Genomic DNA, 23,550 nt, shown 5'->3' with positions numbered 1-23,550 from the left:
AGGACAGCTGGGTCAAGCGTTTCTGGCCGACGATCCGGCTGGGCGTGCTGACCTCCATCTTCGGCTTTGCCTCGCTGCTGCTGTCGGGTTTTCCGGGTCTGGCGCAGCTGGGCCTGTATGCGATTGCCGGGCTGGTGGCCGCCGCGGTCATGACGCGTTTTGTCCTGCCTCACCTGTTGCCAGCGAAGTTTCGCATCCACGACGTCTCGGCGATCGGCCGCGGGCTGAGCCAGCTGACGCGGCGCGCCGCAGCGCTGCGCTGGCCGGCGGCCGTACTGCTGCTGGCGGCCTGTGCCGTCCTCGCGACTCACCGCGACACGTTGCTCAACGAAAAAATTTCCTCGCTGAGCCCGGTGTCGCAAGCCGACATCGCCCTTGACGAAAGCCTGCGCGCCGACATGGGCGCCCCCGATGTGCGTTACGTCGTGGTGATCTCCGGCACCAGCCGGGAATCGGTGCTGGTGTCCGCCGAGCGGGTCTCGGCGCTGCTGCAAACGCAGGTGGACCAGGGCCAACTTGCGGGTTTCGAAAGCCCCAGCCGCTACCTTCCCAGCACGGCGACACAGCGAGCGCGCCAGGCCAGCCTGCCCTCGGCTGAGACCTTGCAGCCGCGGCTGGCGCAGGCGGTGCAGGGGCTGCCGGTGCGCGCCCAGGTGTTCACCCCTTTTCTGGCCGACGTCGAGACCAGCCGCAGCCGGCCCCTGCTGCAGGCATCCGACCTCGAACAGACCTCCCTGGCCATGGCGGTGGACGCGCTGCTGCTCCAGCCATCGCGCGGTGGCTGGACAGCGCTGCTGCCGCTTCGGGCGCCGGAAGGCGCGGGCATCCAGGCCGACCGGATTCGGGCGGCGCTGGGCAGCGACTCGCCGGATGTTCTGTTTGTGGACATGAAAGCCGAATCCGACCGCCTGTATTCCGGCTACCTTCGCGAAGCCACGCTGCTGTCGCTGGGCGGGCTGCTCTCCATCGTCGTACTTCTGCTGCTGGTCTTCCGCTCACCAACGCGTGTCCTGCGCATCATCGCCCCTCTTGCCGCCTCGGTCATCACGGTGACGGCGGGGCTGGCGCTGGCCGGCCAGCCACTGATCATTCTGCACCTCGTGGGTTTGCTGCTGGTGGTGGCGGTGGGCTCGAACTACGCGCTGTTTTTCGACCGCGCCGACCCTTTCGCCCCCATTTCGCACCGCACCCTGGCCTCGATGGCGCTGGCCAACCTCACCACCGTCGCGGGGTTTGGCCTGCTGGCGTTTTCAAAGATTTCCATCCTGCAGGCCATGGGCGCCACGGTGGCGCCGGGTGTCATTCTGGCGCTGGTGTATGCGGCGATTTTTGCGAGGCAGCCCCGTGAGCCCCAAGGCTGAATCGCGCTGGCACGCCAGCCCGCTGATACGCATCTCGTTCGCGGTGCATGCGCTGGCGCTGGCCGCTGCTGTGGCGGCCCCCGCGCTGTGGCCCTGGGCACTGGCCGCCGTCATCGCCAACCACGCGCTGCTGGCAGGGGTCGGCCTGTGGCCGCGCAGCCGCTGGCTGGGTCCGAACTGGTCCCGGTTGCCTGCGGCCGCGACAGCCAGAAACGAAATCGCCCTGACCATCGACGACGGGCCCGACCCGCAGGTCACGCCGCAGGTGCTCGACCTGCTGGACCGTTACACCGCACGGGCCACGTTTTTCTGCATTGGTGACAAGGCTGCGCGTTACCCGGAGCTGTGCCGGGAAATCGTTCGCCGCGGCCACGCGGTGGAAAACCACAGCCAGCACCATCGCCACCACTTTTCCGTCATGGGCCCGCGCGGCATGACGCGTGAGCTGCAGGCCGCGCAGGACACGCTGGTTGCGATCACCGGCCGCCGACCGCTGTTTTTCCGCGCGCCGGCCGGTCTGCGCAACCCCTTTCTCGACCCGGTGCTCGCCCGCATGGATCTGCGCCTGGCCAGCTGGTCGGTACGCGGTTTCGACACCCGGGTCGGCGACGCAGCGCGCGTTACCCACAAACTGCTGCGTGGCCTGAAGGCCGGCGCCATCGTGCTGCTGCACGACGGCAACGCCGCCCGCACACCAGCCGGCATTCCGGTGATCCTCGAGGTGCTGCCCGCCGTGTTGGCGTCCGCTGCGGCGGCCCGCCTCAAGCCGGTGACCCTGTCCGAGGCGCTGGCATGAGCAGTCCCGTCAACCGCCAAGCCCTGCCCTGGTACCGTCAGGCCGCACAGCTTGTGCCCCGTGACGTGCTCCTGAAAAGCATAGGCATCCCGGCTTTTATCGCGGTGTTTTTTGCCGCCTATTTCTATGTGCTCAAGCACCCTGCCTATCCCGTCACGGTGATGCCGGCAACCTGGCTGGACCGGTTGATCGGCTTTGAGCCCATGGCCTTGCCGCTGTATGTGTCCCTGTGGGTGTATGTGTCGCTGCCGCCGGCCTTCCTCGCGAGCCGGCGCGAACTCTATCTGTACGGCCTGGCCATGGCCGGCACCTGCCTGACAGGGCTTGTCATTTTCTATTTCTGGCCGACGACCGTTCCGGTGTCTGACATCGACTGGAGCCTGTACCCGGGGGTGGATTTCCTCAAGAACATGGATGCCGCGGGCAACGCCTGCCCCTCCCTGCATGTCGCCACCGCTGTTTTCTCGGGGCTCTGGCTGCATCACCTGCTGCGCCGTTTTGGCGCGCCGCCATGGGCACGGCTGCTCAATGCGCTGTGGTGCATCGGCATCGTTTACTCCACAGTCGCCACCCGCCAACATGTGGCGGTCGACATGTGGGCCGGGCTCTTGCTGGGAACTGCCACCGCCTGCCTGTCCCTTCTCCACGTGGTGCGCACCCGCGCCGACCACCATCGCCCCTACATCGCCGCCTGACCGTCCGCCAACACCCCAAAAGCACCTGCTTGATTTGCTAACATGACTTCACTTTTAGATCGGCTAGTTTTCTTCTGAACCCGCTCTGGCTTTCCCATTTCACCGCGACCAGCAGCATCGGTCGCGGCCTTCAGCAAACCCTCAGCGCCTTGCGCGAGGAGCACGGCGGCCTCGTGCCCTGTGCGTTTGACACGGTCGATCTGCCCACCTTTGTCGGCGAGGTGACAGGCGTGGATGCCGTGGCGCTTCCCGCACCGCTGGCAGCGTTCGACTGTCGCAACAACCGCCTCGCGCTGCTGGGTCTGACGCAGGACGGTTTCACCGAGGCCGTCGCCGCCGCCAGCCAGAAATACGGTGCGCACCGCATCGGCATCTTCATCGGCACCAGCACCTCCGGCATCTTGCAGACCGAGCTGGCCTACCGCCGGCTTGACCCGTTCACCGGCGCCTTTCCTCCCGATTTCGCCTACCGGACCACCCACAACACTTTCTCGGTGGCCGACTTCACGCGCCACCACCTGGCCCTGGCCGGTCCAGCGGTGGTGGTCTCGTCCGCTTGTTCGTCCAGTGCCAAGGTGTTTGCCTCGGCGCGCCGCATGATGGCGGCCGGCCTGATTGATGCCGCGGTGGTTGGCGGCGTCGATTCGCTGTGCCTGACGACACTGTATGGTTTCAATTCCCTGGGCCTGACTTCCTCGCAGGCCTGCCGGCCATTTGATGTCGAACGCGATGGCATTTCCATCGGCGAAGCGGCCGCCTTTGCGCTGCTCGAGCCCTTGCCCGAGCATCTGGACGACGACGCCGTGCTGCTGCTGGGGTTCGGTGAATCCAGCGACGCCCACCACATGTCCTCGCCCCACCCCGAGGGTCTGGGTGCGCGCATGGCCATGCAGGACGCCCTGGCCATGGCCGGTCTTGATGCAGCGGACATCGATTACATCAACCTGCATGGCACGGCCACGCCGAGCAACGACGCGGCCGAAACCAGGGCGGTGGCGGCGCTGTTTGGCCCGGCCACGCCCTGCAGTTCCACCAAGGGCGCCACCGGCCACGCCCTCGGCGCGGCGGGCGGGCTGGAGGCGGTGATCTGCGCCCTGGCCCTGCAGCACGGCCTGATGCCGGCCGGCCTGAACACGCAGGCGCTCGACCCGGCCCTGCCCCTGAACTACCTGCTGCACAACGTGGAGCAGCCCGTGCGGCGCGTCCTGAGCAATTCCTTCGGGTTCGGCGGCACCAACTGCAGCCTGGTTTTTGGCCGTGCCGGGTAAGACGACGATGACACATCCCGTATCCGCCGCGCCGTCCCTCACGGTTTATGTCGAAGGCATCGGCCTGCTGGGCCCGGGCCTGTCGGGCTGGACGCCAGGGCGCGAACACCTTGCCGGCAGCGCTCCTTACGAGGCAGCACGCTGTGTGTTGCCGCTGCCCATGGCACTGCCTCCGGCCGAACGCCGGCGTGCGGGCGCCGTGGTCAAGGTCTCGCTGGCCGTGGGCCAGGAAGCCGTGGTGGCCTCGGGCCTGTCCGCGGCCAGGCTGCCTTCGGTGTTTTCATCGTCGAGCGGTGATGCCATCAATTGCCATGAAATCTGCAGCGCGCTGGCCTCGGCGGACAGGCTGATCTCTCCCACGCGGTTTCACAATTCGGTGCACAACGCCTCTTCCGGCTACTGGAGCATCTCCAGCGGCTCGATGGCGACATCCTCCGTGCTGTGTGCCTACGATGGCAGTTTTGCGGCCGGCCTGCTCGAAGCGGTGACCCAGGCGGCGGTCGATCAGACGGTCGTCCTGCTGGTCGCCTACGACACCGACTACCCCGAACCACTGCACGGCGTGCGCCCGCTGCCGGACTCCTTCGGCGTGGCGCTGGTGCTGGCTCCGCAACGCAGCGAGCGCAGCCTGGCCCGGTGGACCCTGGCACCCGCCTGCCTCACAGGCGCCAGCGCCACCGCCATGGCCGACAGCGCGCTGGAGCAACTGCGCGCCAGCATTCCCGCGGCCCGTTGCCTGCCGTTGCTGCGCAGTGTGGCCACGCAGGAGGCCGGCAGCGTCGTGCTTGACTACCTCGATGGTCTGCAATTGTCCGTGCAGGTGGGACCATGCTGAACACGGCGCATCTCCCGGCCACGCTGCGACACGCGGACATCGCCCGCCGCATCCCTCATCAGGGCGCCATGTGCCTGTTGGACAGCGTCACCGCCTGGGACACCCAGCACATCATCTGCCAGGCCAGCAGCCACCACGCGCCAGACCACCCACTGCGGGCCCACGGCCGGCTCGGTGCAGCCTGCGGCGTGGAGTACGCCGCGCAGGCCATGGCCGTGCACGGTACGCTGGTAGCCCAAACCCTGGCCGGCGAGAACAGCGCCAACACGCCGCCGCGCGCCGGCTACCTGGCCAGCATGCGCAGCGTCACGCTGTTCGTCGAACGGCTGGACACGGTTGCAGGCGAGCTGAGCATCCGCGCCGACCGGCTGACCGGCGACGACAACACCGTGCTGTACAGCTTTACCGTGCAGGCGGGCAAGCAGCCCCTGCTCAGCGGCCGCGCCGTGGTGGTGCTCGATGCATCAGCGCTGGCGCTGCCCTCCTCCACCCCACTTCCCGCCGCAGCAGCGGCAGCGAGTCCCCCATGACCCCACCCCTCAAACGCGCACTGGTCACCGGCGGCAGCGGTGGCCTGGGCTCGGCCATCAGCCGGCGCCTGGCGGCTGACGGCTTTGCGGTCATCGTCCACGCCAACAGCCACCTGGCCACGGCGCAAGCTGTTGCCGCAGACATCGTGGCCCGGGGCGGCCAGGCCCAGGCCGTCGCTTTTGATGTGACCGATGCGGCAGCCACCGCCCAAGCCCTGGAAGCCCTGCTCGAAGGTGGCCCCATCCAGGTGCTGGTCAACAACGCCGGCATCCACGACGATGCGGTGTTCCCCGGCATGCAGCTGGTGCAGTGGCAGCGCGTGCTGGATGTTTCGCTCAATGGTTTTTTCCACGTGACCCAGCCGCTGACCATGCCCATGATCCGTACCCGCTGGGGCCGCATCATCACCATCACCTCGGTCGCGGCCGTGGCCGGCAACCGTGGGCAGGTCAACTACTCGGCCGCCAAGGGCGCCCTGCATGCGGCCACCAAGTCGCTGGCGCTGGAAGTGGCGAGCCGTGGCATCACGGTCAACGCCGTGGCCCCCGGCATCATCGACACCGCCATGACCCAGGGCGCCTTCAGCAAGGACGTCATCGACCGCATGGTGCCCATGAAACGCGCCGGCAAGGCCGAGGAAGTTGCCGACCTCGTCGGCTTTCTGGCCTCCGAACGCGCGGCCTACATCAGCGGCCAGATCATCTCGATCAATGGCGGCATGATCTGACCCCGAAACCCGCCATTGTCTGATTGACGCTTGGCGGAACGGGCCTGAAGCTGGCTGATGCCGCGTCAAAGGCCATCACCCGCGGGTGAACGCACAAGCGCGCTGACCGAGCCGCCCCGGGACACGCTGGCCGCGCTGCCCTTCCTCGCAGGCCTCCGCCTGCACCTCCCAGTGCCTTGCCAGCACGCACCCCTGACGGGCTCTCCCGCCGCGCGCCCAGCTGACGTTCCAGCCTGAAAGGTGACTACCCCATGAAGAATTCCGAACCCGTTGCTGCGGCACATGCACCGCATGGGCCACTCACCGATTACTACCGGACCGAGCAGGACAGGCAAGCCTATTTACGCCGGATTTTTGACGACACCGCTGCCGACTACGACCGTATCGAGGCCATGCTGGCCTGGGGTACCGGTTCGCGCTATCGGCGACAGGCCCTCATTCGCGGCGGCCTGAAAACGGGCATGCGGGTGCTGGATGTAGGGGTGGGAACCGGCCTGGTTGCGGCCCAGGCCTGCCTTCTGGCCGGCGACCCGGCCCTGGTCACCGGCATTGATCCCAGCCCCGGCATGCTGGCGGCCAGCAAGCTGCCCAGGACCATGGTGCTGGTGGAAGGCCGGGCCGAATCATTGCCTTTTCCCGACAATCACTTTGATTTCCTGAGCATGGGTTATGCCCTTCGCCACATCAGCGACCTGGGGGTGGCGTTTGCAGAGTTTCAACGGGTACTGAAACCCGGCGGCCGCCTGTGCATCCTCGAAATCACCCAGGCCAAAAGCGGGCTCGGACAGTGGGTTCTCAAGACCTATATGCGGGGGGTGATACCGCTGCTGACACGGTTTGTATCCCGGCAAAAGGAGACCGCGACGATCTGGCGTTACTACTGGGACAGCATAGAGGCCTGTGTCCCGCCGGAACAAGTCATGGCCACGCTGAGCGCAGCCGGGCTGGTGCAGGTCAGACAACACCTGGAAGTGGGCGTGTTTTCCGAGTACCAGGCGATCAAGCCCGGGGCTGCCAGCGCAGCGCCTGCCCCAGACGAGCGGGCGCCCTGAGCGCGGCCACTCAAGATCGTCCGGACAAGCGCCGCGCCAGCAGCACCGGCAGGCGCAGCAGAAAGCCGAGAAACAGGCGCGAATGCATCCAGCTCAGCAGCAGGTTGTCGCGCAGGTAGTTGAAGTGCGAGACGCCGCCTTCGTCGGGGCGAAAATATTTGACGGTGGCCGGCAGGTTGACGGGTTTGACACCCAGCCAGCACATCCGCACCACCGCCTCGGGATCAAAGTCGAAGCGCCGCATCCAGCGCTGGCCGTGCATGACGCGCCGCAGCGGCGCGATCGGGTAGACCCGAAAGCCGAACAACGAGTCGCCGATGCCGGCCCACAGGGTTTCCAGGTTGGCCCAGCCGTTGGAGACCTTGCGGCCATTGACGCGCAGGCGCGGTGCGTCAGCGGCAAACACCGGCATGCCCAGCACCATGACCTCGGGCTCCGCACTCGAGGCGGCCATGAATTGCGGAATCAGGTGGGCCGGGTGCTGACCGTCGGAATCCATGGTCAGCACATGGCTGAAACCCTGGGCCGCCGCCAGGTCCAGCCCGTGCAGCACCGCCGCGCCCTTGCCGACGTTGTGCGGCAACACGACCACGCGCAATCCCACGTCCTGCGCCGCCATGGCCTGCAGCCCTGCCACGCTGTCATCGGTGCTGCCGTCCACCACGACCCAGACCGGCGTCCACTGCGCGCGGGCCGCGCGTACTGTCTCATAGACCTTGGGCCCGGGGTTGTAGCTCGGTATCAGGACCAGATGCGTGGGGGACACGCCGGGAGCGGAAACAGTCATCGTGAGAGAACCTGGACAGGAAACGCCAGGCCACGATGTTCAGGCCGGCGGTGAAACGGGAAAGCCGGGCAACTGCGCGTGCGCCAGCTCGGACTGGAAATACTGCTCGAGCTCACTGACGAAACGCGCCGTGTGCTGCGGCGGATCAAAACGCTTGCCGAGACGAACCCGGTAAGTGATGGGCATTTTAGGGGCTCGCAGCAGCGGCCAGCCCTTGCCCAGAAAACCGGAACTGGTTTCAATAAATACCGTCTGAACCTGCACACCTGCACTTTTGGCAATCAGGCCGGTCGTGCCCTGCAAAGGGCCCAGCGGAAAACGTGTGGTGCGTGTGCCTTCGGGAAACAGCAGCAGATGGCTGCCCTGGTGCAGGTCGTCCACCGCCAGCTGGACCATGGTACGCAGCGGCGTGTTGCGGATGTAGCCGGCCAGCCGCGCACCCGCACCATAAAAAACACTGTTGACGAGTTCGGCTTTCATGATGCAGCCCGCACCGGGAAGGCGTGACAGAATCATCACTGCATCGAGCAACGACGGATGATTGGGAGCGATGATCATGGGCACGTCACCGCGCAAGCTGTCCAGTTCCGAGAGGTCGAAGCGACAGGCCCCGATCAGCACCAGAAACCGCAGGTAACGCCGCGTGGCCACGGTCACCAGCTTGCGGCCCAGCCGTTTGCTCATCACACGCGGCAGCAACGCCCGCATGGGAAAGGCCAGCAGCGTGACCAGCAGGCTGATCAGGCCCAGCGCCAGGTAGCCCAGGTGCAGCCTGAGGGTTTCATGCAGGGCGCTGCGGGACGACGGCAGCGCCAGCGGCTCGGTCAGGAGGGCATTCGACTCGTGGTCCATGGTGTCTTCGCCTGACGACCTCAGCGCGCCGCAGACGCGGCGTCCTCGACCACGCGGATATTGGCCTTGCGCATGCGCATGGACTGCAGGGTGCGCTTGTAGTTCAGGGCCGAGGAGATATAGAAAATTGCCTTGAGCACCGCCAGGGAACCCCAGATCGGCGTCTTGCCGAAAATGTCGCCCGCCAGCATGGACAGCAAGGCCTCCTTCACGCGCCACACATTGCGCGGCCCCATGAACATGTCACGCATGGCCGGGTTCGTGACGCGGTAGATGAACCACGAAAACTCCTTTGGCCCCTTGCGCACCTGGCGGTCAAAATGCGCCAGCGCGGCTTCGGCTTTCGCAGGTTCGCTCAGGCAGGTGTCGACCGTGTCGGCACCGACAAAACCGCCCTGCATGGCCAGCATGACACCCGACGAAAACACCGGGTCGATGAAAGTGAACGCGTCACCGATCATCACGTAGTTGGGGCCACAGGTGCGCTCGCAGGCGTAGGAAAAATTCCCGGTCGCCTCGACCTCGGACGACAGCGTGGCGTTTGCCAGCCGCTCGCCGAGCGCCGGACACATCGCAATCGTGTCGAGAAAAAAGTCCTTCACGGGTTTGTTGCGGCTCTTGAGGTAATACGGCCACACCACCGCACCGATGCTGGTGGCGCCGTCAGCCAGCGGAATGAACCAGAACCAGCCGTGGTCGAACCAGAAAATCGTGATGTTGCCCTCGGCCTGGCCAGGATGCCGCGTGGCGCCGGTGAAATGCGCATACAGGGCCGAGCTGTTGTGTTTGGGGTTGCGACGCTTGATGTCGAACTGTTTGCCCAGAAGGGTGTCGCGGCCCGAGGCGTCCACCACAAAGCGGGCACGCCAGTCGTGCAGGCGGCCGTCCTCATGCTGCGCGTGGACGGTGGCGCCCTTGCCGTCGGCCGCAAAAGTCACCTCGCGCACCCTGCAGCCCTCCAGCACCTCGGCGCCCAGCCGGGCCGCATTGCGTATCAGGATCTCGTCAAGCTCCGAGCGCCGCACCTGGTAGGAAAACGGCATGGACTTGTCCCAGGCGTCGCCGAACATGAAGGTCTGGCTCTTGTTGTCGTGCCAGGGCGACACAAACTCGGCGCCCCATTTCTCGATGCCGATGGCCCGGACAGCATCCGCCACCCCGAGTTTTTCAAACAGCGGCAGGTTGGCCGGCAACAGCGACTCGCCAATGTGAAAGCGCGGATGGTGTTCTTTCTCCAGCACCACCACCTTGTAGCCCCGCTGGGCCAGCAACGCCCCGGCCGTGGAACCCGCCGGGCCGCCGCCGATGACCAGCACATCACAGTCGCCCTGGGCAACGGGGTCAGCGGTGGCCGGTGAATTCAGCTCGGTCATGGTTCTTCCTTGTTGGACGTTGGCGCGCTTGTCTGAAACCTGCCCGGGCAAATACGGGACGGCTAGGCGCGCAAGTCGAGCCCAGACGCTTTGAGTCTACGCCGGGCCGTCGACCGGTTTTGTAGTGAAATGTCTGATCTTTCAGGTTTTACAAGCCGTCGCACTGGCGCACCCTGTTTCGTCTGGCGCGGCCTTGCAGCAGTTTCTGCCGGGCGCGGCAGGGGACAGGCCGGCAAGTGCTATTATTTTCCTGGTCCCCGTTGCCACCCCCCGCAGCCACCCTGAGTTCACCCGTGTATTCAGCCTTTTACTGCCCTTGCCTGAAACCTCAGTGAACCTTCCCCCGCCTGCCCTAGACATCCCAGACCCGGCCAACGCCGGCACCGGAAAACACACGCCCATGATGGTCCAGTATCTGGGCCTGAAAGCGGACTACCCCGACACCTTGCTGCTGTACCGCATGGGCGACTTTTACGAGTTGTTTTATGCCGACGCCGAAAAAGCCGCGCGCCTGCTCGACATCACGCTGACGCGGCGCGGCCACTCCAACGGCGAGCCGGTGGTCATGGCCGGCGTGCCCTTCCACTCGCTGGAAGGCTACCTCGCCAAACTGATCAAGCTTGGCGAGTCGGTGGCGATTTGCGAGCAGGTCGGCGACGTGGCCACCGCCAAGGGCCCGGTCGAGCGCAAGGTGGTGCGCGTGGTCACACCCGGCACCCTGACCGACACCGAACTGCTCAGCGACAAGACCGAATCCATCCTGCTGGCGGTGCACCAGGGCGGCCGCAACACCTGCGGCCTGGCCTGGCTCAGCGTGACCCAGGGCGAAATCCACCTGGCGCACTGCGCCAGCGACGAGCTCGAAACCTGGATCGCCCGCATCGCGCCCAGCGAACTGCTCTACAACGTCGATGTCACGCCCGCCTTCGAACAGCGCCTGAAAAGCCAGCGCTGCGCCGTCAGCGCCCGCCCGGCCTGGCAGTTCGACAGCGCGCTCGGTGCGCGCCGTCTGCTGGCGCAGTTGCAGGTGGCCTCGCTGGCCTCGTGGAACGCCGAGGCCCTGCCCGAGGCCCACGCAGCCGCGTCTGCGTTGCTCGGTTATGCCGAACACACCCAGGGCCGCGCGCTGTCCCATGTGCACAGCCTGCAGGTGGTGCGTTCGGGCGAACTGATCGAGCTGCCCCAGACCACCCGGCGCAACCTGGAGCTGACCCAGACCCTGCGCGGCGAGGACGCACCCACCCTGTTTTCGCTGCTCGACAGCTGCACCACCGGCATGGGCAGCCGCGCGCTCAAAAGCTGGCTGCTGAGCCCGCGGCGCGAGCGCAGCCAGGCCGCAGCGCGGCTCGAAGCCATCACGGCCCTGCGCAGCGGCCTGCAGCAGACACTGCGCGCGCGCCTCAAGGGCAGCAGCGACGTTGAACGCATCACCGCCCGCATCGCGCTGCGCCAGGTGCGCCCGCGCGAGCTCATTGCCCTGCGCGATACGCTACAAAAAACAGAGCTGCTTGCGCCCGCCCAGCAAGGGCTACCGGCACTTTTGACCACTATTTTCGCGGACCTGCAGGCGCCGCCCGCCTGCGCCGCCCTGCTGCAGCGCTACCTGCTCGACGAACCCGCCGCGCTGATTCGCGACGGCGGCGTGATCAACCACGGCTGCGACGCCGACCTCGACGAGTTGCGCGCGATCCAGACCAACTGCGACGATTTTTTGCTGGACCTCGAAGGCCGCGAGAAGGCCCGTACCGGCATCGCCAACCTGCGTGTGCAGTTCAACAAGGTCCACGGCTTTTACATCGAGGTCACCCAAGGGCAGCTCGACAAGGTACCTGGCGACTACCGGCGCCGCCAGACCCTGAAAAACGCCGAGCGTTACATCACGCCCGAACTCAAGGCCTTCGAGGACAAGGCCCTGTCGGCGCAGGAACGCGCGCTGGCCCGCGAAAAATGGCTGTACGAACAACTGCTCGACGAGCTGCAGGCCTTTGTGCCGGTGCTGAGCCGCCTGGCGCGCGCGCTGGCCAGCCTGGACGCGTTATGTGCGCTGGCCGAACGTTCGCTCACGCTGAACTGGACCGCCCCGGTGTTTGTGAAAGAGCCCTGCATTGACATCAGCCAGGGCCGGCACCCGGTGGTGGAAAGCAGGCTGGCAGAAACCAGCGGCGGCTCCTTCATCGCCAACGACTGCAGCCTGAGCGGCAAAAGCCGCATGCAGATCATCACCGGCCCCAACATGGGCGGCAAATCCACCTACATGCGCCAGGTGGCCCTCATCGTGCTGCTGGCCAGTGTGGGCTCTTACGTGCCGGCCGGCGGCTGCCGGCTCGGCCCGATCGACGCCATCCACACCCGCATCGGCGCGGCCGACGACGTGGCCAACGCGCAGTCGACCTTCATGCTGGAGATGACCGAGGCCGCACAGATCCTGCACGCCGCCACACCACACTCGCTGGTGCTGATGGACGAGATCGGGCGCGGCACCTCCACCTTCGACGGTCTGGCGCTGGCCGGCGGTATTGCAGCCCACCTGCACAACAAGACCCAGGCCTTCACCTTGTTCGCAACCCATTATTTCGAGCTGACCGAGTTCCCGGCGCGCCACCATGCGGCGGTCAACGTGCATGTCAGTGCGGTCGAGTCCGGTGCCAACATCGTCTTCCTGCACCACATCGAACCCGGTCCAGCCAGCAAGAGTTACGGTATCGCCGTGGCCAAACTCGCCGGTGTGCCGGCTGCGGTGGTCAACCACGCGCGCCATGCGCTGGATGCGCTGGAAACCCAGCAGACCGCCAGCCGCGCCCAGGTCGACCTGTTTGCCGCGCCACCCGAGCAGCCCGCTGCCGAGCCCAGCGCCGTCGAGAAAGCCCTGCACGGCATCGACCCCGATGCGCTGAGCCCGCGCGAGGCGCTGGACGCCCTTTACCAACTCAAAAAAATCGCTGCCGCCTGAGCAGCCCCACCCCCTCACGATTGCCCCTCATGACCTACTGCGTCGCCATCAAACTCAACGCCGGCCTGGTGTTTCTTTCCGACTCGCGCACCAACGCCGGGCTGGACCAGATCAGCACCTTCCGCAAGATGATCATTTATGAAAAGCCGGGCGACCGTTTCATGGTGCTGCTGTCGGCCGGCAACCTGTCGATCTCGCAGTCGGTGCGCGAGATCCTGCAGGTCGAGCAGCTCAAGGACCCGGACGGCGGCCCGCCGATCACCATCTGGAACGCCAAAAGCATGTTCGACGCGGCGCGAGTGCTGGGTGCCGCGATCCGGCGCGTGCACGAGCGCGACGCCGACGACCTCAAACACGCGGGCGTCGAGTTCAATGTCTCGCTGATCTTCGGCGGCCAGATCCACGGAGAGGCGATGCGCCTGTTCCAGGTCTATTCAGCCGGCAACTTCATTGAAGCCACGCCCGAGACGCCCTACTTCCAGGTCGGCGAATCGAAATACGGCAAACCGGTGCTGGACCGCGTGATCACCCCCGAAACACCGCTGGACGAAGCCGCCAAATGCGCGCTGGTTTCGATGGACTCCACCCTCAAGTCCAACCTGTCAGTCGGCCTGCCGCTGGACATGGTGGTCTACGAAGTCAACTCGCTGCAAAGCGACAAGGTGGTCTGCATCGACCACGAGAACCCCTACTTCCGCATGCTGCACAACAACTGGGGCAAAAAGCTGCGCGAAGTTTTTGACAGCATCGAAGACCCGATGTGGACCGGCGGCGAAACGCAGGTGCCGCTGCTCACGCCGCTGACACGCAACCAGCCTCTGAAAAAAATCACTTCCCCCGAAGAAAAACTGATCTGACCCCGTGCCCGCATCCACCAAACCCCTCATCGTTTTTTCCCACGGCAACAGCTTTCCCGCAAGTACCTACGGCGTGTTGTTCCAGGGGCTGCGCGCGCGCGGCTTCCAGGTCAAGGCGATTGAAAAATTCGGCCACGACCCGCGTTACCCGGTCACCAGCAACTGGCCGCACCTGGTGCAGCAGCTCGCTGATTTCACCAGCGAACAGGTCGAAAAAACCGGCCAGGCGGCCTTTCTGGTGGGCCACTCACTGGGCGGTTTTCTGAGCCTGATGTGCGCCGCCCGCAACCCCGTGCTCGGCGGCCTGCCGGTGCGTGGTGTGCTGCTGATCGACTCGCCCATCCTGGGAGGCTGGCGTGCCGCCGCGCTGAGCGTGGCCAAACGTGCGCAGCTGGTCGGCTCGATTTCGCCCGGTGCCATCAGCCGCAAACGCCGGCACGAGTGGCTGGGCCAGGCCGAGGTGCTGGCGCATTTCCGCACCAAGAAATCCTTTGCACGCTGGGACGAACAGGTGCTGCTGGATTACATCGAACACGGCACCCACGACGCCGGCGGCCAACGCCTGTTGAGTTTTGACCGCGACGTGGAAACCGCCATCTACAACACGCTGCCCCACAACCTCGAGGGGCTGCTCAAGCGCCATCCGCTCAAATGCCCGGTGGCCTTTATCGGCGGGCGCCAGTCGGCCGAGATGAAACAGGTGGGCATGGCCATGACCGAGAAGGTCACCAAAGGCCGCATCATGATGCTCGACGGCAGCCACCTGTTTCCGATGGAAAAACCCGTGGCCACGGCGGCAGCCATTGAAGCGGCCCTGCGCAACCTGCTGGACTGAACAGCGCGGCGCGAACGTCCAGCCGTTCGCCGTTCAGCCCTTGATGCGGCTCAGCCCGCCCAGGTGACCCAGCCCATCTGCGCCGTCACCAGCACCACGATGCCGAACACGATGCGGTACCAGGCAAACGGCACAAAGCTGTGGGTGGCGATGTAGCGCAGCAGCCAGCGAATGCACAGCCAGGCGCTGACAAAGGCAAACAGCAGCCCCACGCCGAACAGCGGCAGGTCCGCAACCGACAGCAGCGCCCGATCCTTGTACAGGCTGTAGACACCGGCACCGATCAGCGTCGGAATCGCCAGGTAAAAAGAAAAATCCGTCGCCGCCTTGCGAGACAGGCCCAGCAACATGCCGCCAATGATGGTGGCGCCGCTGCGGCTGGTGCCGGGCACCATGGCCAGGCATTGCACCAGCCCGACCTTCAGCGCGTCCAGGGTGGTCATGGCCTCGACCTCATGGATGCGCGCCGTGGCCGGGTTCATTTTCTGCCGCCGCTCGGCCCACAAAATGATGAAGCCGCCGATGATGAAGGTGCTCGCCACCACCACCGGCGTGAACAGGTGGGCCTTGATGGCCTTGCCAAACAGCAGGCCCAGAATCACCGCCGGCACAAAGGCCACCAGCACATTGAGTGCAAACTGCCGGGCCTGTTTTTCTGTCGGCAGGGCCACCACTGTGGCGCGGATCTTCTGCCAGTAGACCAGGATCACGGCAAAAATGGCGCCGGTCTGGATCGCAATGTCAAACACCTTGGCCTTGTCGTCGTCAAAACCCAGCAGGGCGCCCGCAAGAATCAGGTGCCCGGTGGAAGAAATCGGCAAAAACTCGGTCAGCCCCTCCACGATGCCCATGACGGCGGCCTTGATCAGCAATGTTATGTCCACGCGCACTCCAGTAAATAGGGGCTGATTATCGCCGCCGGCCCGCTATCTCCGGGGCGGCGGCAGGCGCCGGGGCGGCGCTTTTCGCGTTCGCTGGCTGCAACTCGCGCCCCTGCTCCTGCATTTCGTCGCAAAACCCTCGCGCCGGCGCGGCCGCCCCGGCAAAGTCCGCTTCATCTTGTTTTCACCTTGTTGATCGGAGAGCACCATGCAAATGTCACCCACCATCGCGGTTCACCTGACCGCCGCCATCGGAGCCACCCTCGTCGGCCCCGTGGCCCTGTGGGCACGCCAGGGCCGCGCCCAGCGCCCGCGGCTACACCGCGCTTTCGGCTACGCCTGGGTCACGCTGATGGTGGTCACCGCCGTCTCTGCGCTTTTCATCCGCGACTTCAGACTGCCCAACATTGGCGGCTACACACCCATCCACCTGCTGGTGCCGGCCGCTTTTGCCGGAATGTTCGGCGCTTTCTGGTTTCTGGCCCAGGGCAACATCAAACGGCACCGCCGCTACATGCTGATCACCTATGTCAGCGCCAGCGTGGTCGCCGGCGGGTTCACCCTGCTGCCCAACCGCTACCTCGGCTCGCTGCTCTGGGGCAGTCTGGGCCTGATCTGAGTCCACTTTTCCTTCCTCTTTTCTTTCCCACACCGGAGACCACCATGCTGATCCAGCTCCTTTGGCAACATCCCCAGGCCCTCGGGCTCGTCCTGAAAAACACCCCGACCTGGGTCTGGGGCCTGTTCGGCGTCCTGCTCGCGCTGGGCCTGAGCCAGTTGCGCACACGCAGCGTCAGCGCGTTGCGCATGACGATCATGCCGCTGGCCATGACCGGCCTGTCGCTGTGGGGCACGGTCTCGGCCTTTGGCGGCTCGCCGCTGTTCGGCGACGTGGTGCTGGTCTGGCTGGCCGCTGCCGCGGCCATGCTGGGCCTGCTGGCCCGCCAGTCGCCGCCTGCAGGCACGGCTTACGACGCAGCACGCCGCAGTTTCACCGTGCCGGGCAGCTGGGTGCCGCTGGCGCTGATCCTCGCTATCTTCCTGACCAAGTACGTCGTGGGTGTCGACCTCACCATGCAGCCGCAGCTGGCGCGCGACAGCCAGTACGCGCTGATCACCGGCGCTCTGTATGGCCTGTTCAGCGGCATCTTTGCCGCCCGTGCCGCCCGCCTCTGGCGCCTGGCCATGCGGCACGCCGCCCCTTCTTCCGCACTTTCCAACATCTGAAAGGAAACACCATGAACTTCCACCACACATCAACGACCCTGTCCGATACGCACCTGGAGCAACTGGCGCGCAGACGCGCCGCCGCCAAACTCGGCTGGTACATCCACGCCAGCGTCTACCTGCTGGTCAACCTGCTGCTGCTCACCCTGTCGCTCGCCAGCGGTCGGCACTGGGCGGTGTTTCCCCTGCTCGGCTGGGGCATCGGCCTGGCGGTGCACGGCGCCGTGGTGTTTCTGGGGACGGGCGGCGCCGGTCTGCATGAGCGCCTGGTGCAGCAGGAACGCGACCGCCTGTCGCTGCAGCGCGACGCGTGGTGAACGGGCAGCACGCCGTGAAAAAATACCTGCGGCCCGGCAGCATTGAAGACGAACTGCCGGGCGACCGGCCGGGTTTCGACCGCAGCCAGCTGCCCGAGGCCCGCCGGATCACCGCCTTTTTCCACCGACACCTGCTGCCATGAACCGGTCCGTCACCGTCACCGCTTTCGCGACATTCGCCGCCGTGGCCCTGCTGTTCACGGCCCTGGCCGCCGCCATCACCTTCGGCGGGCCGGCACCGATCGCGCCGCTGGCCGGCATCAACGCGACCTTGTCGAAGGCCGACTTCAGCGCCGTGATGCATGCGGGCCCCGGCACCCTGCCGGGTATTTTCTCGGGGCCTCCATCCAGCGCCCTGTTCTAGAATGATTTTTCAAACCCGCCCATGATGCACACCCCGCCCCTGCCCGAAAACCTCGAACGCCTGGCGCACAAGCGCGCCGGCGCCAAGCTGGGCTGGTATGTGCACGCTGTGCTCTACCTGCTGGTCAACCTGCTGATCTTCGCCATGTCGACCCACGGTTTCGGGAGCCGGCCCTGGTCGCTGTTTCCGCTGCTGGGCTGGGGTCTGGGACTGGTGCTGCACGGGGTATCGGTGTTCGTGCTGGGCAACGGCAGCGGCCTGCGCGAGCGCATGGTCCAGAAAGAGCGCGACCGCCTTCAGCGCCAGCGCGGCGACGGCCCGCCCCCATGAACATCGACTGGACCTCCAAGCTGCGGCACCTGCTGCAGGTCATGGCTTTCGCGCTGGCGATCGCCGCCATCCAGTACGCCTTCATGCCGGAGCGGCCCTGGGGTCCGCCACTGGTCTATTCGGTGCTGATTGCGGGCATCACCTGGGCCGGCATCGACATCGGCCGGCACCTGTTCCCCTCCAGCGCGGAAACCGGCTGGCCGCCCGGCTGGGCCGGTCTGGTGCTGGTGATCGGCAGCATCACGCTGGGCTACCTGCTGGGCACGGCCATCGCCGACCGGCTGTGTGACTACTACGGCTGGTACTCGCCCGGCGCCGGCCACAGCGACAGCAGCCAGCTGCGCAGCTCCATCCTGATCACCGCGCTGGCCGGCATTGCCGGCAGCTTTTACTTCTATTCCATCAACAAGAGCGCCTACCTCCTGCGCAAGATGGACGAGGCGCGCCAGCACGCCAGCGAGGCCCGCCTGAAGCTGCTGGAAACCCAGCTTGAGCCGCACATGCTGTTCAACACGCTGGCCAACCTGCGCGCGCTGATTGCCGCCGATCCGCCGCGCGCCCAGGTCATGCTCGACCACATGATTGACTACCTGCGCGCCACGCTGGGCGCCTCGCTCGCGCCCACCCACACGCTGCAGGCCGAGTTCGACCGCCTGCGCGACTACCTCGAGCTCATGCTGATCCGCATGGGGCCGCGCCTGACTTACACGCTGGAGCTGCCCGCCGAGCTGGCGCAGCATCCGGTGCCCACCTTGCTGCTGCAGCCGCTGGTGGAAAACAGCATCAAGCACGGGCTGGAGCCCAAGGTCGAAGGCGGTCACATCACCGTGCGCGCCCGGCGCGAAGGCGCGGCGCTGGTCCTGGAGGTGCTGGACACCGGCGTCGGCCTGTCGGGCGCCGACAAAAACCACGCCGGTTTCGGCATGGCCCAGGTGCGCGAGCGGCTGGCAAGTACCTACGGCGCCGAAACTGCTATTGAATTAGTAGCTGCCAGCGCAGGTGGCACAAGGGCCAGCGTCCGATTTCCCTTCAAACCATGAACACCCGCCCGGCCACGGCCCTGATTGCCGAAGACGAACCGCTGCTGGCGCAGGCGCTGCAGGCCGAGCTGGCGCGCGCCTGGCCCGCGCTGCGCGTGCTGGCCACGGTGGGGGACGGCGCCTCGGCCGTGGCGCAGTCGCTGAAGTTGCTGCCCGAGGTGCTGTTTTTCGACATCCGCATGCCGGGCCTGGGCGGTCTGGAGGCCGCGGCCGAACTGGCCGACGACTGGCCGCAGGACACCCCCTTTCCCGCGCTGGTGTTTGTCACCGCCTACGACCAGTACGCGGTACAGGCCTTCGAAGCGCAGGCGGTGGACTACCTGCTCAAGCCCGTGCAAGCCGGCCGCCTGCAGAAAACAGTGTCAAAAGTGCAGCAAGCCCTTATCACACGGGCGCCGCCAGCTATCAATTCAGGAGTGATTCCGGACGCAAGCCTGGACACCACCCTGCACCAGTTGCGCCAGCTGCTGGACGCCACCCGGGCGCCGGGGCCCGACAGCGGCCCGCTGAAGGTGCTGCAGATCAGTGTCGGCACCAGCATCCGCATGGTGCCGGTGGGCGAGGTGCTGTACTTTGAAGCGGCCGACAAATACGTTCGGGTGCTCACCGCCGACCACGAGTACCTGATACGCACACCGCTGAAAGACCTGCTGCCGCAGCTTGATGCACACACCTTCTGGCAGATTCACCGCGGCACCGTGGTGCAGGCCGGGGCGATTGACGCGGTCAGCCGCGACGAGACCGGCAAACTCACGCTGAGCCTGCGTGGCAGGCCGGAAAAGCTGGCGGTCAGCCGGCTGTACAGCCCGCTGTTCCGGGCGCTGTAAGCCCCCAGCCGCGCCGCCTTACCTCGGCATCAACTGGTAATAGTCAAACCCCGCGCTGCGCCCGCCCAGGCAGCCGGCCAGCTTGTCCTCGATCGTGCGCCACATGGCGAGCCGGTTGCGCCACTTCGAGATGCTGTGGCCCTCGTCGGCAAACACCAGGTACTGCACCGGACGGCCCAGCTTCTGCAGACCGGCCACCACGTCGTCCGAGTCCTGGCGCAACACGCGAATGTCGTTGCCGCCGTGCACCACCAGCAGCGGTGCGGTGATCTTGTCCAGATGCGAGATGGGTGAGTTCGCCAGCATCTGCGCGCGGTCTTCGGGCTTGTTCACGTCGCCGTAAAAGCGCCCGAAAACATGCCGGCTGCGCCAGAACGGCGGCCAGTTGTCCACCACACGCGGCCAGTTCGCCACGCCCACCACGTCCACCCCGCAGGCGTAGTCATGCGGTTTCTGGATCAGCTGCGCCAGCACCGAAAACCCGCCGAAACTGCCGCCCAGCACGGCCAGTCGTTTCGGGTCGGCCACCTTCTGGTCAATGGCCCACTGCACGCCTTCGGCAATGTCTTTTTGCAGGCGGCCAAAATACTCCCGCTCGCCGGCCCACATGTGTTCGCGCCCGTAACCGGCTGAGCCACGGTAGTTCAGCGTCATCACCGCATAGCCGCGGTTGACGAGCAACTGCGAGGAGTCAAACACCGCCGGGCTCCAGCGCTCGCGCACCCACGGGCCGCCGTGGATGGACATCACCAGGGGCACCGGGCCCTGCACGCCGCGCGGGCGAATCAGGTAGCCGTGGATGGTGCGGCCGTCCGAGGCCTTGAAGGAAAACGGCTCCTCCTTCGCCAGCACCGCGGCTGCCTCGCGCTGCAAGGGGTTCAGCCGGCGCACCTGGCCGGTGCGGCGGTCCAGCAGCAACTCGGCCGAATCAAAGTGCCCCACGCTGCGCAGCACCACCCGCTGCTGGTCTTCTGAAAAACCTTGTGGCCGCGTGATCACCGGCGCGGCCGGCAGCAAACCCGCCGCCAATGCTTTTTGCACGGCGGCCTGTATGTCGCGATCCATCGCAGCGTCCAGGTAGCTGATGCGCGGCATGTCGGGCTCGAACACATAGGCCAGGGGGCCGCCACGGGTGCCAAAAAGCGCCATGCCCAGATCCACCTGGTCGTGCGCGGCCAGCACCCGCTCCTGGCCGCTGGCCAGGTCCACTTCAAGCAGCGCGGTCCTGTCGCGTCCGATGTTGGACGTCACCCAGGCCTTTCCCGACGCCGTGTCCACCCGGTTCATCCAGTACGAGTCAAACCCGCCGACGGTCTTGAACGTGCGCCAGCTGCCATCGGGCTGCAGCAGCTCGACCGCCACGTCCGAGCCATCGGCGCGGCCCAGCTGGCGCGCACGGCCAACCAGTTCACGGTTGAGGCCCAGAATCCAGCTCGTCACGCTGCCGTCGCTGCGCGCCACTTCCCTGAAAGTGCGGGTCTGCGCATCGCCCTCGTACAGGTCCAGCGTCGATTTGTCGCGCCGGTTGCTGGCAAAGAAAAATTTCGCGCCGTCAAAGCCCGAGCGGCCCAGGTACTCCGAGCGCACGCCGCGCCACGGCGTGACCGCCCAGGGCGCAAACGCCGTGGCCTGCGTGTCCTGCACAAACAGCTGGGTGTTTTCATCCCCGGTCGGGTCCTTGCTGTACAGCATGTGCCGGCTGTCCGCCAGCCAGGTGTGGATGCCGCCGCCACGCCCCTGGTTGCCAACGGCATAAGTGCTGACCGGGCTGCCATCGGCGATCTGGCGCACAGCCAGGCCACCATCGGTCCCGACGGTCTGCAGCCACATCAGGCGCTGCCCGTCGGGCGACAACACAAAGCCCGCGGCAAAGTCGATATTGGCGACAAAGCGGCGCACCGGCACCAGCGGTGCCAGCTCACCGCGGCCTTGCGCGGCCGCCAGGCCAGAGTGGGTGGGTGCCGTGGTGCAGGCCCCCAGGGTGAGCAAAACCAGCGCTGCGCCCAAGGCTGCAGCGATTCGACTGAGAGACATGAAACCCTCCTTGTTTTTAGCGGCCCGCGGTGTGAGTCCCGGCCATGTTAGCGGCAGACGACGGCCTTCCCCCCCCCGCCAACGCCCGGGCATCCAAAAAAAAAACAGATCAAAAGTGCCACCAGCCCTTGTACAGCGGGCGCAAGCAGCTATTCTTTCAGTAGCGGTCGTGAGAGGCATCGTTGCGCCGCTGGATAGAAAAACCGGCATCCACCACGAGTACATTCAGCCACGAGTACATTCAGCCATTCAGGCCTCAAGCCCTCAAGTCCGTCAGTCCTTCAGTCCTTCAGCCCATGACCTCTTCCACATCCTCCCCCGACTCTGCCTCGCCCGAGCGGGTCCTCGACTTCTGGTTCGGTGACGGTCTCAAGCTGGGCTGGCCCAGCCAGGACATGGGCAAGCGCTGGTTTACCGGCGGGCCCGCGCTCGACGAGGAGATCCGCCAGACCTTCGGCAAGCTGGTCGAGCAGGCGCTCGCCGGCCGCCTGGCCGACTGGGAGGCGCAGCCGCTGAGCCGGCTGGCGCTGGTGATTCTGCTCGACCAGTTTCCCCGCAATATCTTTCGCGGCAAGGGCCAGGCCTTTGCCGGCGACGAGCAGACCCAGCGCCTGGTCAGCGATGCACTCGCGCAGGGCATCGACGAGACCCTGCCCTGGGTGGGCCGCGTCTTCCTGTACATGCCGCTCACCCATGCCGAAAACCTGGCCCTGCAGGAAGAAGGCGTGCGCCGCTTCACCGCGCTGCTGGCGGCCGTGCCCGAGGCGCACCGCGCCAGCGTCCAGAACTCGCTGGACTTTGCCGTCAAGCACCGCGACATCATTGCCCGCTACGGCCGTTTTCCTCACCGCAACAACGCGCTGGGGCGCACCAGCAGCGCGCTGGAATTCGATTTTCTGAAAATCGGCCCCCGCTTCGGGCAATAAGCACGCCGCCAACCAACGGCGCGCCGGTTCGCTGGCCTGCACGCACGGACGGGCAAGGCCGGCTCCGCAAGAACCCCGCCCCGCCACCTGCACCTGCACCTGCACCTGCAATGACATGACATGCCATGACGTGGCATGTCATGGAAAGGCTCGACGTGATTTTTTGCACGCCCTGCCTGCCCGTGCTGAATCCACCAGCACGCCGGCCACGTATCCCCTCAGACGCGATCGAATGGCCGGCATGCTTGCCGTCGTACGCCGCGTTGACCCCGCGACATTCACCACCCACAACTGGCCCAAGCCAGCTCACTACCAGGAGTGCCCCTCATGTTGATCCGTACCGCCCTTGCCACCGCCGCCGTTTCCCTTGTTGCCGCCTGCGGCAGCATGACCCCGATGATGCCGACCTACTCGCAGGCCGGCCTGCCGGCCACCGTCCAGGTGCCCGCCGGCAACCGGGTGGCCCTCGAAACCGTGGGCATGGGCGACATCACCTACCAGTGCAGCGCCAAAAAAGACATGGCTGGTCAATTCGAGTGGGTGTTTGTCGGCCCCGACGCCAAACTGATGGACCGCAGCGGCAAGCAGGTCGGCAAGTACTACGGCCCGCCCGCTACATGGGAAGCGATGGACGGCTCCAAACTGACCGCCACGCAACTCGCCGTCGCGCCCAACATGGCCGGCA

25 protein-coding genes and 1 pseudogene are annotated in these 23,550 nt (G+C 66.0%); 21 read left to right on the top strand and 5 right to left on the bottom strand.

Annotation, left to right across the window (positions count from 1 at the left end):
* The 8 genes and pseudogenes from PSV33_RS08155 to PSV33_RS08120 all read left to right on the top strand — a co-directional run.
* A pseudogene (locus PSV33_RS08155) lies at positions 1–1,361 on the top strand (hypothetical protein); the annotation flags it as partial.
* Entirely contained in the window at positions 1,318–2,157 is an 840-nt protein-coding gene (locus PSV33_RS08150; RefSeq protein WP_300560498.1) for a polysaccharide deacetylase family protein, read from the top strand. The pseudogene PSV33_RS08155 and the gene PSV33_RS08150, both read left to right, overlap by 44 nt.
* A complete protein-coding gene (locus tag PSV33_RS08145) occupies positions 2,154–2,852 on the top strand; it encodes a phosphatase PAP2 family protein (protein WP_300560496.1) in 699 nt (232 codons plus the stop codon). The genes PSV33_RS08150 and PSV33_RS08145 overlap by 4 nt, the downstream gene beginning before the upstream one ends.
* Positions 2,853–2,926: 74 nt before the next feature.
* Positions 2,927–4,120 carry a beta-ketoacyl-[acyl-carrier-protein] synthase family protein gene (locus PSV33_RS08140; RefSeq protein WP_300560502.1) on the top strand — a complete coding sequence of 398 codons (1,194 nt, stop codon included), beginning with the start codon at positions 2,927–2,929 and terminating at the stop codon, positions 4,118–4,120.
* 7 nt (positions 4,121–4,127) lie between these two features.
* Positions 4,128–4,955 (top strand): beta-ketoacyl synthase chain length factor, encoded by an 828-nt coding sequence (locus PSV33_RS08135; protein ID WP_300560494.1) that lies wholly within the window; start codon positions 4,128–4,130, stop codon positions 4,953–4,955.
* Entirely contained in the window at positions 4,949–5,485 is a 537-nt protein-coding gene (locus PSV33_RS08130; RefSeq protein WP_300560492.1) for a hotdog family protein, read from the top strand. The genes PSV33_RS08135 and PSV33_RS08130 overlap by 7 nt, the downstream gene beginning before the upstream one ends.
* Entirely contained in the window at positions 5,482–6,213 is a 732-nt protein-coding gene (gene fabG, locus PSV33_RS08125) for a 3-oxoacyl-ACP reductase FabG (RefSeq protein ID WP_300560490.1), read from the top strand. Before PSV33_RS08130 ends, fabG begins: the two co-directional genes overlap by 4 nt.
* Before the next feature lie 251 nt (positions 6,214–6,464).
* The gene (locus tag PSV33_RS08120) at positions 6,465–7,265 is read left to right on the top strand and encodes a class I SAM-dependent methyltransferase (RefSeq protein WP_300560488.1); all 801 of its coding nucleotides are present in this window, start codon (positions 6,465–6,467) and stop codon (positions 7,263–7,265) included.
* Positions 7,266–7,275: 10 nt separating this feature from the next.
* Here PSV33_RS08120 and PSV33_RS08115 read toward each other — a convergent pair whose 3' ends face one another.
* Genes PSV33_RS08115 through PSV33_RS08105 form a run of 3 tightly spaced genes read right to left on the bottom strand, consistent with a single transcriptional unit; the run spans position 7,276 to position 10,277 of the window.
* Positions 7,276–8,052 carry a glycosyltransferase family 2 protein gene (locus PSV33_RS08115; protein ID WP_300560487.1) on the bottom strand — a complete coding sequence of 259 codons (777 nt, stop codon included), beginning with the start codon at positions 8,050–8,052 and terminating at the stop codon, positions 7,276–7,278.
* Between the two features lie 39 nt (positions 8,053–8,091).
* Complete coding sequence (locus PSV33_RS08110; protein WP_300560485.1) at positions 8,092–8,904, bottom strand: lysophospholipid acyltransferase family protein; 813 nt, start codon at positions 8,902–8,904, stop codon at positions 8,092–8,094.
* A gap of 20 nt (positions 8,905–8,924) precedes the next feature.
* A complete protein-coding gene (locus tag PSV33_RS08105) occupies positions 8,925–10,277 on the bottom strand; it encodes an NAD(P)/FAD-dependent oxidoreductase (RefSeq protein ID WP_300560483.1) in 1,353 nt (450 codons plus the stop codon).
* Between the two features lie 400 nt (positions 10,278–10,677).
* Here PSV33_RS08105 and mutS point away from each other — a divergent pair, with 400 nt between their 5' ends.
* From mutS to PSV33_RS08090, 3 genes are read left to right on the top strand one after another with little or no spacing between them, the layout of a single operon-like run.
* On the top strand, positions 10,678–13,227 hold the full coding sequence (gene mutS / locus PSV33_RS08100) for a DNA mismatch repair protein MutS (protein ID WP_300560501.1): 2,550 nt from the start codon (positions 10,678–10,680) through the stop codon (positions 13,225–13,227).
* Positions 13,228–13,256: 29 nt separating this feature from the next.
* Positions 13,257–14,084 (top strand): proteasome-type protease, encoded by an 828-nt coding sequence (locus PSV33_RS08095; RefSeq protein WP_300560481.1) that lies wholly within the window; start codon positions 13,257–13,259, stop codon positions 14,082–14,084.
* A gap of 4 nt (positions 14,085–14,088) precedes the next feature.
* Positions 14,089–14,919 (top strand): alpha/beta hydrolase, encoded by an 831-nt coding sequence (locus tag PSV33_RS08090; RefSeq protein WP_300560479.1) that lies wholly within the window; start codon positions 14,089–14,091, stop codon positions 14,917–14,919.
* Positions 14,920–14,969: 50 nt separating this feature from the next.
* On the opposite strand, the gene PSV33_RS08085 is transcribed toward PSV33_RS08090, so the two are convergent.
* Positions 14,970–15,803 (bottom strand): undecaprenyl-diphosphate phosphatase, encoded by an 834-nt coding sequence (locus PSV33_RS08085; RefSeq protein WP_300560477.1) that lies wholly within the window; start codon positions 15,801–15,803, stop codon positions 14,970–14,972.
* A gap of 205 nt (positions 15,804–16,008) precedes the next feature.
* On the opposite strand from PSV33_RS08085, the gene PSV33_RS08080 reads away from it, so the two are divergent.
* The 8 genes from PSV33_RS08080 to PSV33_RS08045 are packed head-to-tail and all read left to right on the top strand — an operon-like array spanning position 16,009 to position 19,905.
* On the top strand, positions 16,009–16,419 hold the full coding sequence (locus PSV33_RS08080; protein WP_300560475.1) for a DUF2306 domain-containing protein: 411 nt from the start codon (positions 16,009–16,011) through the stop codon (positions 16,417–16,419).
* A 44-nt stretch (positions 16,420–16,463) separates the two neighbouring features.
* Positions 16,464–17,027 (top strand): DUF6622 family protein, encoded by a 564-nt coding sequence (locus PSV33_RS08075; RefSeq protein WP_300560473.1) that lies wholly within the window; start codon positions 16,464–16,466, stop codon positions 17,025–17,027.
* A gap of 11 nt (positions 17,028–17,038) precedes the next feature.
* Positions 17,039–17,344, top strand: coding sequence for a 2TM domain-containing protein (locus PSV33_RS08070; RefSeq protein WP_300560471.1), 306 nt, complete (start codon positions 17,039–17,041; stop codon positions 17,342–17,344).
* A gap of 14 nt (positions 17,345–17,358) precedes the next feature.
* Positions 17,359–17,487 (top strand): hypothetical protein, encoded by a 129-nt coding sequence (locus tag PSV33_RS08065; RefSeq protein WP_300560470.1) that lies wholly within the window; start codon positions 17,359–17,361, stop codon positions 17,485–17,487.
* Positions 17,484–17,708, top strand: coding sequence for a hypothetical protein (locus PSV33_RS08060; protein ID WP_300560469.1), 225 nt, complete (start codon positions 17,484–17,486; stop codon positions 17,706–17,708). The genes PSV33_RS08065 and PSV33_RS08060 overlap by 4 nt, the downstream gene beginning before the upstream one ends.
* Positions 17,709–17,732: 24 nt before the next feature.
* Positions 17,733–18,038, top strand: coding sequence for a 2TM domain-containing protein (locus PSV33_RS08055; protein WP_300560500.1), 306 nt, complete (start codon positions 17,733–17,735; stop codon positions 18,036–18,038).
* On the top strand, positions 18,035–19,078 hold the full coding sequence (locus PSV33_RS08050) for a histidine kinase (protein WP_300560467.1): 1,044 nt from the start codon (positions 18,035–18,037) through the stop codon (positions 19,076–19,078). The genes PSV33_RS08055 and PSV33_RS08050 overlap by 4 nt, the downstream gene beginning before the upstream one ends.
* Positions 19,075–19,905 (top strand): LytTR family DNA-binding domain-containing protein, encoded by an 831-nt coding sequence (locus tag PSV33_RS08045; protein WP_300560465.1) that lies wholly within the window; start codon positions 19,075–19,077, stop codon positions 19,903–19,905. Before PSV33_RS08050 ends, PSV33_RS08045 begins: the two co-directional genes overlap by 4 nt.
* A gap of 18 nt (positions 19,906–19,923) precedes the next feature.
* On the opposite strand, the gene PSV33_RS08040 is transcribed toward PSV33_RS08045, so the two are convergent.
* Positions 19,924–21,939: a prolyl oligopeptidase family serine peptidase gene (locus tag PSV33_RS08040; RefSeq protein ID WP_300560463.1), complete on the bottom strand. Its 2,016-nt coding sequence runs from the start codon at positions 21,937–21,939 to the stop codon at positions 19,924–19,926.
* Between the two features lie 296 nt (positions 21,940–22,235).
* Here PSV33_RS08040 and PSV33_RS08035 point away from each other — a divergent pair, with 296 nt between their 5' ends.
* Positions 22,236–22,865, top strand: coding sequence for a DUF924 family protein (locus tag PSV33_RS08035; protein WP_300560461.1), 630 nt, complete (start codon positions 22,236–22,238; stop codon positions 22,863–22,865).
* 327 nt (positions 22,866–23,192) lie between these two features.
* A partial coding sequence (locus tag PSV33_RS08030; protein WP_300560459.1) for a DUF3455 domain-containing protein occupies positions 23,193–23,550 on the top strand: 358 nt, incomplete at its 3' end.

The sequence above is a fragment of the Polaromonas sp. genome, assembly GCF_029945895.1.
Taxonomy (GTDB): domain Bacteria; phylum Pseudomonadota; class Gammaproteobacteria; order Burkholderiales; family Burkholderiaceae_C; genus Polaromonas.
The sequence above is the reverse complement of the archived record's forward strand: the minus strand, read 5'-3'. Positions and strand labels throughout refer to the sequence as shown.

Bases quoted from the DNA above. Each gene is read 5' to 3' on its own strand.
- PSV33_RS08150 (WP_300560498.1), top strand. From the start codon at position 1,318: ATGCGGCGATTTTTGCGAGGCAGCCCCGTGAGCCCCAAGGCTGAATCG.
- PSV33_RS08145 (WP_300560496.1), top strand. From the start codon at position 2,154: ATGAGCAGTCCCGTCAACCGCCAAGCCCTGCCCTGGTACCGTCAGGCC.
- PSV33_RS08135 (WP_300560494.1), top strand. From the start codon at position 4,128: ATGACACATCCCGTATCCGCCGCGCCGTCCCTCACGGTTTATGTCGAA.
- PSV33_RS08130 (WP_300560492.1), top strand. From the start codon at position 4,949: ATGCTGAACACGGCGCATCTCCCGGCCACGCTGCGACACGCGGACATC.
- fabG (WP_300560490.1), top strand. From the start codon at position 5,482: ATGACCCCACCCCTCAAACGCGCACTGGTCACCGGCGGCAGCGGTGGC.
- PSV33_RS08120 (WP_300560488.1), top strand. From the start codon at position 6,465: ATGAAGAATTCCGAACCCGTTGCTGCGGCACATGCACCGCATGGGCCA.
- PSV33_RS08115 (WP_300560487.1), bottom strand. From the start codon at position 8,052: ATGACTGTTTCCGCTCCCGGCGTGTCCCCCACGCATCTGGTCCTGATA.
- PSV33_RS08110 (WP_300560485.1), bottom strand. From the start codon at position 8,904: ATGGACCACGAGTCGAATGCCCTCCTGACCGAGCCGCTGGCGCTGCCG.
- PSV33_RS08105 (WP_300560483.1), bottom strand. From the start codon at position 10,277: ATGACCGAGCTGAATTCACCGGCCACCGCTGACCCCGTTGCCCAGGGC.
- mutS (WP_300560501.1), top strand. From the start codon at position 10,678: ATGATGGTCCAGTATCTGGGCCTGAAAGCGGACTACCCCGACACCTTG.
- PSV33_RS08095 (WP_300560481.1), top strand. From the start codon at position 13,257: ATGACCTACTGCGTCGCCATCAAACTCAACGCCGGCCTGGTGTTTCTT.
- PSV33_RS08080 (WP_300560475.1), top strand. From the start codon at position 16,009: ATGCAAATGTCACCCACCATCGCGGTTCACCTGACCGCCGCCATCGGA.
- PSV33_RS08075 (WP_300560473.1), top strand. From the start codon at position 16,464: ATGCTGATCCAGCTCCTTTGGCAACATCCCCAGGCCCTCGGGCTCGTC.
- PSV33_RS08070 (WP_300560471.1), top strand. From the start codon at position 17,039: ATGAACTTCCACCACACATCAACGACCCTGTCCGATACGCACCTGGAG.
- PSV33_RS08060 (WP_300560469.1), top strand. From the start codon at position 17,484: ATGAACCGGTCCGTCACCGTCACCGCTTTCGCGACATTCGCCGCCGTG.
- PSV33_RS08055 (WP_300560500.1), top strand. From the start codon at position 17,733: ATGCACACCCCGCCCCTGCCCGAAAACCTCGAACGCCTGGCGCACAAG.
- PSV33_RS08050 (WP_300560467.1), top strand. From the start codon at position 18,035: ATGAACATCGACTGGACCTCCAAGCTGCGGCACCTGCTGCAGGTCATG.
- PSV33_RS08045 (WP_300560465.1), top strand. From the start codon at position 19,075: ATGAACACCCGCCCGGCCACGGCCCTGATTGCCGAAGACGAACCGCTG.
- PSV33_RS08040 (WP_300560463.1), bottom strand. From the start codon at position 21,939: ATGTCTCTCAGTCGAATCGCTGCAGCCTTGGGCGCAGCGCTGGTTTTG.
- PSV33_RS08035 (WP_300560461.1), top strand. From the start codon at position 22,236: ATGACCTCTTCCACATCCTCCCCCGACTCTGCCTCGCCCGAGCGGGTC.